The 16484-nt window shown below is 47.4% G+C and carries 13 protein-coding genes, 2 tRNA genes and 3 rRNA genes; 16 read left to right on the plus strand and 2 right to left on the minus strand.

Going from position 1 to position 16484, the window contains the following annotated elements; genetic code table 11:
* Window positions 1-118 precede the first annotated feature (118 nt).
* From QMA13_RS00005 to QMA13_RS00060, 12 genes are all read left to right on the plus strand, one after another.
* Window positions 119-1652: ribosomal RNA gene (locus tag QMA13_RS00005) — 16S ribosomal RNA — on the plus strand.
* A 235-nt stretch (window positions 1653-1887) separates the two neighbouring features.
* Window positions 1888-4807: ribosomal RNA gene (locus QMA13_RS00010) — 23S ribosomal RNA — on the plus strand.
* 195 nt (window positions 4808-5002) lie between these two features.
* Window positions 5003-5119 (plus strand): 5S ribosomal RNA (gene rrf, locus QMA13_RS00015).
* Together the 16S, 23S and 5S rRNA genes form the textbook arrangement of a ribosomal RNA operon.
* 312 nt (window positions 5120-5431) lie before the next feature.
* Window positions 5432-6889 carry an IMP dehydrogenase gene (gene guaB, locus QMA13_RS00020; protein ID WP_282938705.1) on the plus strand — a complete coding sequence of 486 codons (1458 nt, stop codon included), beginning with the start codon at window positions 5432-5434 and terminating at the stop codon, window positions 6887-6889.
* 105 nt (window positions 6890-6994) lie between these two features.
* Window positions 6995-8293 (plus strand): D-alanyl-D-alanine carboxypeptidase family protein, encoded by a 1299-nt coding sequence (locus QMA13_RS00025; protein WP_282938707.1) that lies wholly within the window; start codon window positions 6995-6997, stop codon window positions 8291-8293.
* A 117-nt stretch (window positions 8294-8410) separates the two neighbouring features.
* Window positions 8411-9292: a pyridoxal 5'-phosphate synthase lyase subunit PdxS gene (gene pdxS, locus QMA13_RS00030; protein WP_282938709.1), complete on the plus strand. Its 882-nt coding sequence runs from the start codon at window positions 8411-8413 to the stop codon at window positions 9290-9292.
* A 25-nt stretch (window positions 9293-9317) separates the two neighbouring features.
* On the plus strand, window positions 9318-9890 hold the full coding sequence (gene pdxT, locus QMA13_RS00035; RefSeq protein ID WP_282938710.1) for a pyridoxal 5'-phosphate synthase glutaminase subunit PdxT: 573 nt from the start codon (window positions 9318-9320) through the stop codon (window positions 9888-9890).
* 11 nt (window positions 9891-9901) lie between these two features.
* The gene (gene serS, locus QMA13_RS00040; protein WP_282938711.1) at window positions 9902-11188 is read left to right on the plus strand and encodes a serine--tRNA ligase; all 1287 of its coding nucleotides are present in this window, start codon (window positions 9902-9904) and stop codon (window positions 11186-11188) included.
* A 47-nt stretch (window positions 11189-11235) separates the two neighbouring features.
* Window positions 11236-11325: transfer RNA gene (locus QMA13_RS00045), tRNA-Ser, on the plus strand.
* Between the two features lie 164 nt (window positions 11326-11489).
* On the plus strand, window positions 11490-11834 hold the full coding sequence (locus QMA13_RS00050) for a hypothetical protein (RefSeq protein WP_282938712.1): 345 nt from the start codon (window positions 11490-11492) through the stop codon (window positions 11832-11834).
* Window positions 11835-11857: 23 nt separating this feature from the next.
* A complete protein-coding gene (locus QMA13_RS00055) occupies window positions 11858-12046 on the plus strand; it encodes a hypothetical protein (protein ID WP_282938713.1) in 189 nt (62 codons plus the stop codon).
* Between the two features lie 25 nt (window positions 12047-12071).
* Window positions 12072-12215 (plus strand): small acid-soluble spore protein P, encoded by a 144-nt coding sequence (locus tag QMA13_RS00060; protein ID WP_282938714.1) that lies wholly within the window; start codon window positions 12072-12074, stop codon window positions 12213-12215.
* 67 nt (window positions 12216-12282) lie between these two features.
* On the opposite strand, the gene QMA13_RS00065 is transcribed toward QMA13_RS00060, so the two are convergent.
* Window positions 12283-12489 carry a hypothetical protein gene (locus QMA13_RS00065; RefSeq protein ID WP_282938716.1) on the minus strand — a complete coding sequence of 69 codons (207 nt, stop codon included), beginning with the start codon at window positions 12487-12489 and terminating at the stop codon, window positions 12283-12285.
* 165 nt (window positions 12490-12654) lie between these two features.
* On the opposite strand from QMA13_RS00065, the gene map reads away from it, so the two are divergent.
* From map to QMA13_RS00080, 3 genes are all read left to right on the plus strand, one after another.
* Window positions 12655-13401, plus strand: coding sequence for a type I methionyl aminopeptidase (gene map, locus QMA13_RS00070; protein WP_282943179.1), 747 nt, complete (start codon window positions 12655-12657; stop codon window positions 13399-13401).
* A 106-nt stretch (window positions 13402-13507) separates the two neighbouring features.
* Window positions 13508-13584 (plus strand) — tRNA-Arg (locus QMA13_RS00075).
* A 166-nt stretch (window positions 13585-13750) separates the two neighbouring features.
* A complete protein-coding gene (locus QMA13_RS00080; RefSeq protein ID WP_282938718.1) occupies window positions 13751-14110 on the plus strand; it encodes a DUF3862 domain-containing protein in 360 nt (119 codons plus the stop codon).
* Between the two features lie 82 nt (window positions 14111-14192).
* Here QMA13_RS00080 and QMA13_RS00085 read toward each other — a convergent pair whose 3' ends face one another.
* Window positions 14193-15659, minus strand: a complete 1467-nt coding sequence (locus QMA13_RS00085) for an aminotransferase-like domain-containing protein (protein WP_282938720.1) — start codon at window positions 15657-15659, stop codon at window positions 14193-14195.
* Between the two features lie 219 nt (window positions 15660-15878).
* On the opposite strand from QMA13_RS00085, the gene QMA13_RS00090 reads away from it, so the two are divergent.
* Window positions 15879-16481: a DJ-1/PfpI family protein gene (locus QMA13_RS00090; protein WP_282938722.1), complete on the plus strand. Its 603-nt coding sequence runs from the start codon at window positions 15879-15881 to the stop codon at window positions 16479-16481.
* Window positions 16482-16484: the final 3 nt, after the last annotated feature.

A 16484-nucleotide genomic window follows, 5' to 3' on the forward strand; every position in this document is an offset into this window, starting at 1 on the left:
AGATTGTCCTTTGAAAACTGAACAACGAGTGAATGTTTTAAAGAGAATGAAAATTCTCGCTAGCATTGAATTTTGAGCTTAAGACAAGCTCTGTTATACGATCGCTTCGGTGATCACTTTAATGGAGAGTTTGATCCTGGCTCAGGACGAACGCTGGCGGCGTGCCTAATACATGCAAGTCGAGCGGTCCCTTCGGGGATAGCGGCGGACGGGTGAGTAACACGTAGGCAACCTGCCTGTAAGATTGGGATAACTATCGGAAACGATAGCTAAGACCAGATAACTGGTTCTCTCGCATGAGGGAATCATGAAACACGGGGTAACCTGTGGCTTACAGATGGCCTGCGGCGCATTAGCTAGTTGGTAGGGTAACGGCCTACCAAGGCGACGATGCGTAGCCGACCTGAGAGGGTGATCGGCCACACTGGGACTGAGACACGGCCCAGACTCCTACGGGAGGCAGCAGTAGGGAATCTTCCGCAATGGACGCAAGTCTGACGGAGCAACGCCGCGTGAGTGATGAAGGTTTTCGGATCGTAAAGCTCTGTTGCCAGGGAAGAACGCCTAGGAGAGTAACTGCTCTTAGGGTGACGGTACCTGAGAAGAAAGCCCCGGCTAACTACGTGCCAGCAGCCGCGGTAATACGTAGGGGGCAAGCGTTGTCCGGAATTATTGGGCGTAAAGCGCGCGCAGGCGGTCATTTAAGTTTGGTGTTTAAGCCCGGGGCTCAACCCCGGATCGCACTGAAAACTGGGTGACTTGAGTGCGGGAGAGGAAAGTGGAATTCCACGTGTAGCGGTGAAATGCGTAGAGATGTGGAGGAACACCAGTGGCGAAGGCGACTTTCTGGACCGTAACTGACGCTGAGGCGCGAAAGCGTGGGGAGCAAACAGGATTAGATACCCTGGTAGTCCACGCCGTAAACGATGAGTGCTAGGTGTTAGGGGTTTCGATACCCTTGGTGCCGAAGTAAACACAGTAAGCACTCCGCCTGGGGAGTACGCTCGCAAGAGTGAAACTCAAAGGAATTGACGGGGACCCGCACAAGCAGTGGAGTATGTGGTTTAATTCGAAGCAACGCGAAGAACCTTACCAGGTCTTGACATCCCGATGAAACACCTAGAGATAGGTGCCCTCTTCGGAGCATTGGAGACAGGTGGTGCATGGTTGTCGTCAGCTCGTGTCGTGAGATGTTGGGTTAAGTCCCGCAACGAGCGCAACCCTTGACTTTAGTTGCCAGCATTGAGTTGGGCACTCTAGAGTGACTGCCGGTGACAAACCGGAGGAAGGCGGGGATGACGTCAAATCATCATGCCCCTTATGACCTGGGCTACACACGTACTACAATGGCCGGTACAACGGGAAGCGAAGCCGCGAGGTGGAGCGAATCTTTAGAAGCCGGTCTCAGTTCGGATTGCAGGCTGCAACTCGCCTGCATGAAGTCGGAATTGCTAGTAATCGCGGATCAGCATGCCGCGGTGAATACGTTCCCGGGTCTTGTACACACCGCCCGTCACACCACGAGAGTTTACAACACCCGAAGTCGGTGGGGTAACCCGCAAGGGAGCCAGCCGCCGAAGGTGGGGTAGATGATTGGGGTGAAGTCGTAACAAGGTAGCCGTATCGGAAGGTGCGGCTGGATCACCTCCTTTCTATGGAGTCCATGATGACTGTAGGTCATCGGACATGAGCAGTATATTATACTGCAAACAACATTCACTCGTTGGTCAGTTTTGAGAGGATAACACTTCTCAAAAAGCCTGACAACTGACATGGCTTTGCCAATGTAACAGTTGCAGACAGATTGTTCCTTGAAAACTAGATATCGAAATAAATGCGTAGAGCAATACACGTAGTGACGATTCTTTACGAATCGAATCATTAGCTGGTTAAGCTAATAAGAGCACACGGAGGATGCCTAGGCGCTAGGAGCCGAAGAAGGACGTGGCGAACGACGAAATGGCCTCGGGGAGCCGTAAGCAGGCTTTGATCCGGGGATGTCCGAATGGGGGAACCCAGCTGAGGTAATACTCAGTTACTCGCATCTGAATACATAGGATGTGTAGAGGCATACGAGGAGAACTGAAACATCTAAGTACCCTCAGGAGAAGAAAACAAAAGTGATTCCGTCAGTAGCGGCGAGCGAAAGCGGAATAGCCCAAACCAGGGGGCTTGCTCCCTGGGGTTGTGGGACGTCAATGTGCGAAAAGTTGGTTAGGTGAAGCGGTCTGGAAAGGCCGACCAGAGAGGGTAAAAGTCCTGTAGCCAAAAACGAACGTATCGCTAGACGGATCCCGAGTACCGCGAGACACGTGAAACCTCGTGGGAAGCAGGCAGGACCATCTGCCAAGGCTAAATACTCCCTAGCGACCGATAGTGAAGCAGTACCGTGAGGGAAAGGTGAAAAGAACCGCGGGAGCGGAGTGAAATAGAACCTGAAACCGTGTGCTTACAAGAAGTCAGAGCCCGTTCATGGGTGATGGCGTGCCTTTTGTAGAATGAACCGGCGAGTTACGTTCCCGTGCAAGGTTAAGGTGAAGAGCCGAAGCCGCAGCGAAAGCGAGTCTGAATAGGGCGACTTAGTACGTGGGCGTAGACCCGAAACCATGTGATCTACCCCTGTCCAGGGTGAAGGTGCGGTAACACGCACTGGAGGCCCGAACCCACGAATGTTGAAAAATTCGGGGATGAGGTGGGGGTAGCGGAGAAATTCCAATCGAACTTGGAGATAGCTGGTTCTCCCCGAAATAGCTTTAGGGCTAGCCTCGGGAGATGAGTAGTGGAGGTAAAGCACTGATTGGGTGCGGGGCCCGCCAAGGGTTACCAAGTCCAGTCAAACTCTGAATGCCACATACTTTCATCCCGGGAGTCAGACAGTGAGTGCTAAGATCCATTGTCAAGAGGGAAACAGCCCAGACCATCAGCTAAGGTCCCCCAGTGTGTGTTAAGTGGGAAAGGATGTGGAGTTGCACAGACAACCAGGATGTTGGCTTAGAAGCAGCCACCATTGAAAGAGTGCGTAATAGCTCACTGGTCGAGTGACTCTGCGCCGAAAATGTAACGGGGCTAAACACGCCACCGAAGCTATGGCTAGGACAGTAATGTTCTTGGGTAGGGGAGCGTTGTATGTAGGTTGAAGGTGTACCGTAAGGAGCGCTGGACAGCATACAAGTGAGAATGCCGGTATGAGTAACGAAAAGACAAGTGAGAATCTTGTCCGCCGAAAGCCTAAGGGTTCCTGAGGAAGGCTCGTCCACTCAGGGTAAGTCGGGACCTAAGGCGAGGCCGAAAGGCGTAGTCGAAGGACAACAGGTTGAAATTCCTGTACCACCGTGAACCGTTATGAGCAATGGGGTGACGCAGAAGGATAGTGACGCGGGCTGATGGATGCCCGTCCAAGCAGAGAGGCTGATGTGTAGGCAAATCCGCACATCGTAAGGCTGGTCTGTGATGGGGAGCGAAAATTGCAGTAGCGAAGGTCATGAGTTCAGGCTGCCAAGAAAAGCCTCTAGCCAGGGAGAAGGTGCCCGTACCGCAAACCGACACAGGTAGGCGAGCAGAGCATGCTAAGGCGCGCGGAAGAACTCTCGTTAAGGAACTCGGCAAAATGACCCCGTAACTTCGGGAGAAGGGGTGCCTCGGTAGGGTGAATAGCCCGAGGGGGCCGCAGTGAAAAGGCCCAAGCGACTGTTTAGCAAAAACACAGGTCTGTGCGAAGCCGCAAGGCGAAGTATACGGGCTGACGCCTGCCCGGTGCTGGAAGGTTAAGGGGAGTGGTTAGGGGTAACCCGAAGCTATGAACCGAAGCCCCAGTAAACGGCGGCCGTAACTATAACGGTCCTAAGGTAGCGAAATTCCTTGTCAGGTAAATTCTGACCCGCACGAATGGCGTAACGACTTGGGCGCTGTCTCAACGAGAGATCCGGTGAAATTTTAATACCTGTGAAGATGCAGGTTACCCGCGACAAGACGGAAAGACCCCATGGAGCTTTACTGCAGCTTGATATTGGACTTTGGTACGATCTGTACAGGATAGGTGGGAGCCTGAGAAGCATGAGCGCCAGCTTGTGTGGAGGCGACGTTGGGATACCACCCTGATCGTATCGGAGTTCTAACCCGCGGCCGTGAACCGGTCGGGGAACAGTGTCAGGTGGGCAGTTTGACTGGGGCGGTCGCCTCCTAAAAAGTAACGGAGGCGCCCCAAGGTTCCCTCAGAATGGTTGGAAATCATTCGAAGAGTGCAAAGGCATAAGGGAGCTTGACTGCGAGACATACAGGTCGAGCAGGGACGAAAGTCGGGCTTAGTGATCCGGTGGTACCGAATGGAAGGGCCATCGCTCAACGGATAAAAGCTACCCTGGGGATAACAGGCTTATCTCCCCCAAGAGTCCACATCGACGGGGAGGTTTGGCACCTCGATGTCGGCTCATCGCATCCTGGGGCTGAAGTAGGTCCCAAGGGTTGGGCTGTTCGCCCATTAAAGCGGTACGCGAGCTGGGTTCAGAACGTCGTGAGACAGTTCGGTCCCTATCTGTCGTGGGCGTAGGAAATTTGAGAGGAGCTGTCCTTAGTACGAGAGGACCGGGATGGACGTACCGCTGGTGTACCAGTTGTTCCGCCAGGAGCACGGCTGGATAGCTACGTACGGACGGGATAAGCGCTGAAAGCATCTAAGCGTGAAGCCCCCCTCAAGATGAGATTTCCCAGTATGTAAGACCCCTTGAAGACGACGAGGTTGATAGGTTCGGGGTGGAAGCACGGCAACGTGTGGAGCTGACGAATACTAATCGGTCGAGGGCTTATCCAAGATTCTGTGATGTGTACAACATGCAGAAGTATAGCTCAACCAACGCGTATTTATTTCGTATCTAGTTTTCAAGGAATAAGCCTTGAGCTGCATGTCCTTTTTAAGGAAGGATATTTTCTCGCAGCGATTTCGAAGAAGTAACGCTTCGAAAAAAGCGTATGCTTACGAAGCAAGCTTTCTGACGAAAGCTCTTAGTTTGGTGATGATGGCGGAAGGGAACCACGCGTACCCATACCGAACACGAACGTTAAGCCTTCCAGCGTCGATGGTACTTGGACCGCAGGGTCCTGGGAGAGTAGAACGTCGCCAAGCAAAATGTAAAAAGTCTTTTTGGACATGATCCAAGAAGACTTTTTTGTTTTTTCTACCATAGATAAGTTAGTTAGTGTTTTATGAGGTGAAGGAAGGAACCACTCTTTAATTAAAAGAATATTCATAATTTTCCTTATATAATGGGCATTCTAACCTTAAGAAAGGGCATACAATCCTTCCATTTCCATAGTTTGTACATATTTATGACGTTCCTTAAACGGTTACCAAGATAAGCTTGACATTAAAAATAGGCTTTTGATAATATTGCAATAATATCTACGGGCAAGTATGAATTTGAAGGAGGATAATTTCGTGTGGGAAACAAAGTTTGCTAAAGAAGGCTTGACGTTTGATGATGTATTGTTGGTGCCAAGAAAGTCAGAGGTTTTCGGGAAAGAAATCAACATCTCAACGCAGCTTACAGATAAAATCAAGTTAAATATCCCTTTCTTAAGTTCAGCGATGGATACGGTAACGGAAGCGGCACTAGCGATAGCTATCGCACGAGAAGGCGGTATTGGGATTATTCATAAAAACATGTCTATCGCACAGCAAGCTGAGGAAGTAGACCGTGTTAAGCGTTCGGAAAGCGGAGTTATCACGAACCCATTCTCCTTGACCCCGGAACACCACGTATACGATGCTGAAGAGCTAATGGCGAAGTATAGAATCTCTGGTGTACCAATTTGTGACGAAAACAAAAAACTGGTCGGTATTTTAACAAACCGGGATCTTCGTTTTGTTCATGACTACTCCATCAAGATTAAAGAAGTTATGACTCGCGAGAATCTCGTAACGGCTCCAGTAGGAACTACGCTGGCTGAGGCTGAAGTTATTTTGCAGCAGCACAAAATCGAGAAGCTGCCGTTGGTTGATGAGCATAACACGCTGAAGGGCCTCATTACGATCAAAGATATCGAGAAGGCTATCCAGTTCCCTACCTCAGCAAAAGATGCTCACGGCCGCCTTCTGGTAGGTGCTGCAGTAGGAGTATCCAAAGACGTTATGGAGCGTACAGCCGCTTTGGTCGAAGCTGGAGCGGACATGCTTGTGGTAGACTCGGCTCACGGTCACCATATCAATATCCTTAACACGGTTAAGATGATCCGTACACAATACCCTGACCTTCCAATCTGTGCAGGTAATGTAGCCACTGGAGACGGTACAAGAGACCTTATCCAAGCCGGGGCTTCCATGGTTAAAGTAGGTATCGGTCCTGGCTCTATCTGTACTACACGCGTTATTGCGGGTATCGGTGTACCTCAGATTACTGCCATTTATGATTGTGCTTCAGTAGCACGAGAGTACAATGTGCCAATCATTGCTGATGGAGGCATCAAGTATTCAGGAGATGTTACCAAAGCGATTGCAGCCGGCGCCAGTGCTGTTATGATTGGTAGTTTGTTTGCAGGTACGGACGAGAGCCCAGGTGAATCTGAAATTTACCAAGGCAGAAAGTTCAAAGTATACCGTGGTATGGGCTCACTTGGAGCCATGAAGGAAGGCAGTAAAGACCGTTACTTCCAAGAGAACGAAAGCAAGCTCGTTCCTGAAGGTATTGAAGGACGTATCGCTTACAAAGGTCCTTTGGCCGATACCGTGTATCAGCTAGTCGGTGGTTTGCGTTCCGGTATGGGCTACTGTGGTGCTCACAATATTCCGGAGCTTATTAACGATACGTCGTTCATTCGTATTACTGGTGCAGGCTTGCGCGAAAGTCATCCACATGATGTGCAAATCACCAAAGAAGCACCTAACTATTCGTTGTAATTTCGAACCATATATTGGAGACAAGGGCTCAGGTCTTTGTCTTCTTTTTTTTGGTTACGTTGGTATGCTACAATAAAAGCACAAAATGAATGGGAGAGTGAAGAAGTGAACAGGTTTTGGAAATGGGGAAAGCTGATATTAGCGGCTTCGATCGTAGCACAAATCGCAATTTCCCCACTAGTTGCTAATACGGCCCAAGCTGCGGAGGCAGATGCCCCGAATTTAGGATTAAGCTCGAAATCGGCGATATTGATGGAGGCTTCAACAGGACAAGTCCTGTACGCCCAAAATGAAAATACTCCTATGCAGCCTGCCAGTATGGCCAAAATGATGACTGAATATTTAGTTCTTGATAGCATTGCTAATAAAAAGATCGATTGGACCGATACGCTCACCATTAGCGATTACTCAGCTTTTTTATCGAATAATAAAGCATTGTCAGGTATTCCAAAAGCTCAAGGTGATCAATATAGCGTTCAAGATTTGTTTAATGCCGTTACCATTTATTCAGATAATGGAGCAGCAGTCGCGTTAGCAGAGAAAATATCAGGCTCTGAAGAGAAGTTTGCGCAGCTGATGAATGAAACGGCAGCCAAGCTAGGCTTGTCCAAGGATGCTTATTTCATTAATACTTCTGGCTTGGATCGTGTAGATTTGGGCAAATTCGCACCGGCTTCACTTCCAGGGGAAACGATCTTTACAGCTAAAGATGCTGCACTTATCGCTTATCATTTGGTTAAGGATTATCCGGATATTCTGAAATTTTCCAGCATTACATCCAAAAAATTTAGAGCTACGGACACCAATCCGATGATTAACTATAACTGGATGCTAGAAGGTAACAAGGATAACGTTAACTTTAAAAAGTATGTGTATCAGGGCTTGGATGGTTTGAAGACGGGGCATACGGACAAAGCAGGCTACTGCTTCACAGGTACGGCCATCCGCAACGATACAAGACTTATCTCCGTGGTTATGAATTCAAGCAGCAGGGACAACAGCTTTTTTGATACTAAGAAGCTGCTAGACTACGGCTATACGAACTTCGAAAAGAAAGAAGTCGTCAAAGCAGGCAGTCCTGTAGAGTCATTGGCGACGGTGCCTATTAAGAAAGGTACGAATACAGAAGTAGGAGTAGTTACAGGAGAAGGGTTATCCTTGCTGGTTAAGAAGGGGACACAGGATTCCGCATTTGCAAAAACCGCAGAAGGTAAGACCGATTTGATTGCACCTATTGCTAAGGGACAAGAAGTTGGTACCATGACGGTTACTTTTGAAAATAAACCGTATACTATAAAATTAGTGGCAGCAAATGATGAAGAAAAAGGTGGTTGGTTCCGCTTATTTTTCCGGGCGATCAAGAACTTTTTTGTAGATATGATTAGCGGTGCTAAGAAGGCGTAAAATCCGGGTAAACGGGTTGTATATTTAAGGTTGTTCATGTAAAATAATTGCTTAGTTAGTTTGTCGCATTTTGCGTATCGTGAATCGATTATAAGGGTCTTTAGGAGGAGTCGGGAAATGGAAACTGGTACATCGCGAGTTAAAAAAGGTATGGCTGAAATGCAAAAAGGTGGCGTCATTATGGACGTCATGAATGCAGAACAAGCAAGAATCGCTGAGGCTTCTGGAGCTTCCGCTGTCATGGCATTGGAGCGTGTACCTTCGGATATTCGTGCAGCAGGCGGCGTAGCCCGTATGGCTGACCCTACTATTATGGAAGAAGTTATGAAAGCCGTATCCATTCCGGTTATGGCTAAAGCTCGTATAGGTCATTTTGTTGAAGCGAAAATTTTGGAGTCCATGGGTGTAGACTATATCGATGAGAGTGAAGTACTTACTCCTGCCGATGAAGTTTTCCATATCAATAAAAGAGAATTCACCGTTCCGTTCGTTTGCGGAGCTAGAGACCTTGGAGAAGCGCTGCGCAGAATCGGCGAAGGCGCGTCCATGATTCGTACTAAAGGTGAGCCAGGAACAGGAAACATTGTTGAAGCGGTTCGTCACATGCGTATGATGGTCGGTCAAATTAAAAAAGTACAAGCTATGTCCAAAGACGAGCTGATGGCTGAAGCTAAAAATTTGGGTGCTCCATATGAGCTGCTGCTGCAAGTACATGAAACAGGCAAATTGCCAGTTGTTAACTTCGCTGCAGGTGGCGTAGCGACTCCAGCGGATGCTGCTCTTATGATGCATTTGGGTTCTGACGGCGTATTCGTTGGATCGGGTATTTTCAAATCGGATAGCCCAGAGAAGTTTGCAAAAGCTATCGTGGAAGCAACAACGCACTTCACGGACTATGCACTGATTGCTGAAATTTCCAAAAACTTAGGAACGCCAATGAAAGGTATCGAAATTTCCAAGCTGGATGCTACTCAACGCATGCAAGATCGCGGCTGGTAATTGTTCGGTAAAGGATGGATTAGCCATGAAAATAGGAGTATTGGCACTCCAAGGAGCAGTAGCCGAGCATATTAAGCTGATTGAGAAAGCAGGCGCTGAAGGCGTCATCGTCAAGAAAACGGAGCAGCTAAGCGAGATCGATGGGATTATTATCCCAGGTGGAGAGAGTACGACCATCGGCAAGCTGATGCGCACCTATAATTTTATTGACGCATTGCAGTTATTCTCTAAGCAAGGTAAGCCGATATTCGGTACTTGTGCGGGACTTATTGTGATCGCCAAGGAAATTGCCGGTCAGCCGGAAGCACATCTTGGATTAATGGATATCAAGGTTGCCCGCAATGCGTTCGGACGGCAGCGGGAAAGCTTTGAGACGGATTTGCCCGTAAAAGGCATCGCAGACGATGTTCGCGCGGTATTCATTCGTGCTCCATTAATCGAAGGTGTAGGCGAAGGTGTCGAGGTCCTATCGACGTATAAGGACCAAATTGTTGCTGCACGCCAGGGACATTTGTTGGCAGCCTCGTTTCATCCAGAATTAACCGATGATGAACGGATGCACGCATATTTTCTAGACATGGTACGTGAAGCGAGGTAGGAGGGGTCACCTTGTTAGATGTAAAATTAATGCGCAATGATTTGCAGCGCGTAGAGCAAGCGATGAACAATCGCGGCAAGACGCTTGAAGATATCAGCCGGTTTACAAGTCTGGATACGAAGCGCAGAGAGCTGCTGCAAGAAGTTGAGCAGTTGAAAAACCGCCGTAATGTCGTATCGCAAGAAGTAGCCGCTTTGAAAAAAGCAAAACAGGACGCAGACGCTCTGATTGAAGAAATGAAGGGCGTAGGCGATCGTATTAAAGTGCTTGATGATGAGATTAGAGTGCTTGAAGCCGATTTAAACGGCATTGTAATGTCAATTCCAAACATTCCTAATGATAATGTACCTATAGGCAAGTCAGAAGACGACAACGTCGAGATTCGCCGTGTAGGCGAGCCAGCTGTATTTTCATTTGAGCCAAAAGCTCATTGGGAATTGGGTCAGGATTTAGGGATTCTAGATTTTGAGGCTGCTGCGAAAGTAACGGGCTCCCGATTTGTGTTCTATAAAGGACTGGGAGCACGTCTTGAGCGCGCATTGCTTAATTTCATGATGGATCTTCATAGCGACCAGCACGGGTACGAGGAAATGATTCCTCCTCAGATCGTCAATCGCGATAGCCTTACAGGTACAGGACAGCTTCCTAAATTCGAGGAAGATGTGTTCAAACTGTCTGGAGAAGGAAACGATTATTTCTTGATCCCGACGGCTGAGGTTCCTGTAACGAACTACTATCGTGATGATATATTAACGGTAGAGGATCTGCCTAAATATTTTTCCGCTTTCAGCGCCTGCTTCCGTTCTGAGGCTGGTTCTGCAGGGCGAGATACCCGCGGCTTGATTCGTCAGCACCAATTCAACAAGATCGAGCTTGTGAAGCTCACAACACCAGAAAGCTCTTATGATGAACTGGAGAAGCTAACAGCCGATGCGGAAAAAGTTCTGCAGCTGTTAAAGCTCCCTTACCGTGTACTGGCTCTATGTACTGGAGACTTGGGTTTTTCATCTGCAAAGACATACGACCTGGAAGTTTGGTTGCCTAACAGCAATACGTACCGGGAAATTTCGTCTTGCAGTAACTTCGAGGATTTCCAGGCTCGTCGTGCAAACATTCGTTTCCGCCGTGATGCAAAAGCCAAGCCTGAGTTCGTTCATACGTTGAATGGATCGGGTCTAGCACTTGGACGTACCGTTGCTGCGATTCTCGAAAATTACCAACAGGAAGACGGAAGTGTCGTTATTCCTGAGGTACTTCGTCCTTACATGAACAACGTATCCAAGATCTCTAAAAAATAGAACTTGATAAACAATAGTTAGATGTGATACAATCCATTTTGTCACCCGGAGAGGTGGTCGAGTGGTTTAAGGCAGCGGTCTTGAAAACCGCCGAGGTCGTGAGGTCTCCGTGGGTTCGAATCCCACCCTCTCCGCCATTTAAGATAAAATGGTATTCCATATATAAGCGGAAGCTGTGTTATCCCTTAAAGGATAATGCAGCTTTTTTTGTGCTACCCGCAAATTCCTTTTTTTACTTCATGCCAAACGAATAAAGAGGTTTTAGGAATCGCACCTTAAAGATTGTGGAGGTGTTGAAAAGATGGCGAAGACAGATACTTTGACAATCGACCAACAGGAGCTGGCAGCAGCATGGGCAAAAACTTTGCCTACTGTATTGAATGCGTCGGATCGAGCGGAAGTCAAGGCTGATGAGGCGGAATCCAATGTCTTACGCGTGCATATTGCTACTGCGGGACATTCCGACTACAGCTTTGACTTCAAATGCACTTATGTAGATTCCAGAGAAATAAAAGTGGAGCTCGTGGATGTGGAATGCGAGGGTATTAATGTGGATGAGCGTACGACAATCATTCAAACCTTGGTGGACGATTATGTCAGGCACATTCATGAATGTGCGCAGCAACTGCACGCGGTAACTAAATAGCCTGATGGTCGGAGGGATGAGCTGTGACAAAAAATAAGAGCAGTGTAGATAAAAATTTGCAAAATGTGGCCAAGGATCTTGAACATACCGCAGTGAACAGTCATCAAGCCCAGCAAATACAGCAGCAAACGAATGATCGGCGTCATCAAGATGCACTAAACCATGACGAGCCTACTCAAACTCAAACGACGAGCTTATCAGATAAAGACTAATTTTTAAGAATGAGGAGGGCTATCTATGCCAAAAGATATTCCACAACCTGTGAATCCCCCAAGTGGGCAAAAGAACCGTGAAAAGGATCATCAGCCTACAGAGCCTTTATCCGGTTCCAAAAAGGTCAAGCAAGCCAATCATTCCAGACATAATAATGGTGAAGGCTAATCACTAAAAGTCACCAGTCAGAAATAACGACAGTTCCTTCATCCAAGAAGGAACTGTCGTCTTTATATTACGCATTGTTGGCAGATAAGTATTGAAAACACTCGACCAGCATCATTTGGGCGATTTCTTCGTTGTCAGCGTAGCCGTATAGGGTGCTTCCTGCCGCTAGTTCCTCACAAACATCATCAAGAAAAGAACAAATAGTAATCGTTAATTCATCATATACAATGTAAAATCGATTGTCCTGCAGCACGCTGTCCAACACCTCACTCATAGATTGCCCTCATTTTAACATGAAGAATTATAAAAGAGAATGGATTTTATCACTTACTGAGTTGTGATTAATTATTGCAATTTAATGGTGAATACAAACGTGGGCGGTCCTTTTGTCACCCAGCTACGTACTATGGATGTAAAAGGATATCGAGGCGATGGGATGATGATCATTTTAAAAACACCGCAACAAATTGCGAAAATGCGCAAGGCAGGCCAAGTGTTAGCTCGGTGTCATCAAGAGATTGCAAAACTAGTTCAACCTGGAGTGAGCACATTATATATTAACGATTTTGTTGAACGCTTCTTGAATGAGAATGGCGCAAAACAAGTGACGAAAGGGTATAGAGGGTTTCCTTTTGCAACCTGTGCTTCTGTTAATGATGTTATTGCGCATGGGTTCCCAGATGATAACCCCTTAAAAAACGGAGATATCGTTAAAATGGACATTGTTTGCAGCTATGATGGGTGGATGGCGGACTCTTGCTATACGTATGCTGTAGGAGCGATTTCCTCTGCCGCTGAGCGCTTAATTAAAGTAACAAGGGAATGTCTCGATCATGCGATCCCGAAGGCTGTAATAGGCAATTCTATCGGTGATGTGATGTATGTTGTTCAGAATCATGCCGAGGCAGCGGGGTACTCTGTTGTCCGAGATTTGTTAGGACATGGGATTGGGCAGTCGCTTCATGAAAAGCCTTCCTTTGATCATACTGGACGTCCGGGCAAGGGATTCAAGCTGAAGGAAGGAATGGTATTTACGATTGAACCTATGATCAATCAAGGCGGTCCTGAAATGTATATTGATTCAGACGGGTGGACTGCGCGGACGTGGGATGGCTCATTGTCGGCTCAGTTTGAACATACGATTGCAATTACTAAGGATGGGCCTATTGTATTGACCCAGCCATAATTCACCCTGGCTAACGATATTCTGTCCTATATGAAAATGATCGGCATGCAGGATAGCGTAAGGACTTTTTCTTGGACTTCTTTTATGGTAAACTACTAGGTATCGCGCGCCCGTAGCTCAGCAGGATAGAGCGACAGTTTCCTAAACTGCAGGTCGTACGTTCGAATCGTATCGGGCGCGCCATTTAACCTTTCGTAATCGAATCTCCTATTCCAAATAGGGGATTTTTTGTGTTTATAGATGAGTCCAATGCGGAGAGACGATACAAGAAAGTGTGAGCTTAGTACCTGTTTTTGCAAAAGGATACACTGTACAATTAAGGTATATTATGGGTATAAAGGAGCAGGGAATGAATTTTAAATGGATTGCGATATCACTCATTGTAGCTTTAAGTTTATCCGGATGCGGTAGCGGCCCAGCTAAGCAGACATCCGGACAGGCCAGCAAGACCGAAGCGTCAGGGAAAGAGGAAGGTACATATACCATCACGAAAGCAAAATTTGAAAAAATAGAAAATGGGATGAGTTATGAGGAAGTGACGAAGATTATCGGAGGTCCTGGTGAGTTATTGTCCGAGATCGGTAATAAAGGCGAGAAAACTCACACCACCGTCTATATGTATAAGGGCGAAGGGACCATTGGAGCCAATGCGAACTTTACTTTTCAGGGCGGTAAACTATTAGCAAAGGCTCAAGCAGGATTAAAATAGCTGAATCCTTATATCAGAATTAAAAAAGACGGCAGACCGAAGGAAGGAATTAGTTTCTTTATCGGCAGTCGTCTTTTTTTGTTTAATTCAACGATGATAATCGCCTAAGAGCTAGCCCCAGACGTTGTATCCCCTCTACGATTTGATCCTCACTGACAGACGCATAAGTAAGCCTTATAAAGCCTTTTTCCGCGCCATAAATGCTTCCTGGGGATATAAGGACCCCTTCTTGGATTCCAGCCTCCAGAAGCTCTTTGTCTGTCACTGACGATTGTTTAAGCTGGAGACTGATGTAATAGCCTCCTGCTGGTGTTTGGGGCGCAAAAAGCTCCGCTACGTCGCCAACATCATCTTTTAAAGCTTGGAGCAGTAGGTTCCTTCTCACTCGTAAGGTGTCACATATATAGTTAAGCCGATCGAAAGAAGCGGGAGCACTCAAGTACTGTTGAGCGAGGCGTTCTCCAGCGTGACTGGTGCTGTAGCCCATACGGTTCTTGGCATCGGCTAACTGAGAAATGACAGGAGAGGGTGCAACGATCCAGCCAAGGCGCATACCGGGTGTAACGACTTTGGATAACGTGCCGAGATAAATGACGAATCGCTCGCCTCTGCTTAATGCTTTTAAGGGCGGAATGGGAGCTGCGGAAGGGTCAAGCCGCAATAAGCCATACGGATCGTCCTCAACGATAGGCAGTCGCAGCTGTTCACATATATCGAGGAGCTTTTTCCTGCGTGCTAATGGTAATGTAGTGCCTGTAGGGTTTTGATAAGTAGGATTTACAAATACCATACGAACTCGATGCTTATGATAAAGCTCAGGAAGCTTCTCCGGAATAAGACCGTATTTGTCTACCGGGAGCTTGACCATACGAAGCCCGGCTGGAGAGAATACCTGCATTCCATACAGATAAGAGGGCCCCTCTACGGCTATGGCATCACCGGGCTGAAGCAGCGTGTTGGCGATAAGATGCAGCGCATGCTTGACCCCAGCTGTAATCAAAATATGATTCGGCTCAGCGGTTATGCTCAGATTGGTTTTTAGAAAATGGGATAGAGTTTCTCGCAAGCCAAAATCCCCTTTGAAGTTAGCATAGTAGCTAAACGGGAGGCTAAAGTCGATTTCGGATGTCAGTTGTTTGAGCAGCTCCAGTGGCATCAAGTCAGGAGAGAGCTCACCTTTGGTGAGGTTAATGATCCCAGGCTGAGGAAAGGCCGCTATCGTTCGTTTCACAATGGCTGAGGTGGGGTCGAAAGTGCGGCGAGCGGAATAACGCTCCCAGTTGGGCGTACTCGCAGGTGTTTCCTCCCACATGAACTCACATACTCGGGTACCACTTCCTTGAATGGAATTTACGAGCCCCATGGCTCTTAGCTCATCATAAGCTGCTGAAACGGTGCTTCGATTCACTCCAAGGTTTATTGCCAAGTCACGTTCTGTCGGTAGTTGGGCACCGGGCAATAGAGACCCGTGTAAAATCTGCTGTTCATAATGCATATAAATTTGCCGAAATATAGGAACTTCGCTTAAGGTATCGAGTTTCCAAACCATTCCTATCCTCCCTTATCTTAGTATACTCCATATGCAGATTGGCTGGGCCGGTAATGTTCCAATTGGCTGGAGTGAATGGCTTGAGACAGAGCTATACTGAAATTTGCTGGTATGTTGGTAATACATGGTAAGAAAAGTGTGTGGGGCCGCCAGCGCTAGGCATTCCAGCATCCAGCATTTCAGCTAATGAAAACAAAAGCTAAGGAAGGTGTGTTGTAGATGAGGATGGCATTTATATTATTCGACGGAATGACGACTTTAGATTTTTTTGGATTTTTTGATCCGGTTACAAGGCTTTCATTGTATAAAGATCGTCTGAAGGAAGAAGTTGCATGGGATCTGTGCGGTATACAAGAAGAGGTAACGGATGACCGCGGACTGACGATAAAAGTAAAAAAGATACGTCCTGATCTGGCGGAGTATGATCTTATCTTTGTACCTGGCGGTTATGCAACAAGGAAACTGAGGTATGACGAGGATTTCATTGGCTGGCTGCAAACGGCAAAAGACTCGGCGATGAAGGTCTCGGTGTGCACGGGATCTTTGCTGTTTGGAGCAGCGGGTTGGCTGAAAGAATTAAGAGCAACAAGCAATCCTTCCGCTTATGAACTGCTGGCTCCTTACTGCGGGGAAGTTGTACCGTCACGTATTGTTAGAGATGGAAATGTTATCACGGGTGGAGGTGTCGCGGCTTCTCTCGATGTTGGTTTGTTCCTCGTGGAACTTTTTTCCTGCGAGGACACAGCTTCCGCTATACAGAAGTCTATGGATTACCCATATTACCAACCTGGGAAAACAAATGTCGATTACACCGTTATATAAGAG

The organism is Paenibacillus sp. RC67 (genome assembly GCF_030020805.1).
Lineage (GTDB): Bacteria > Bacillota > Bacilli > Paenibacillales > NBRC-103111 > Paenibacillus_S.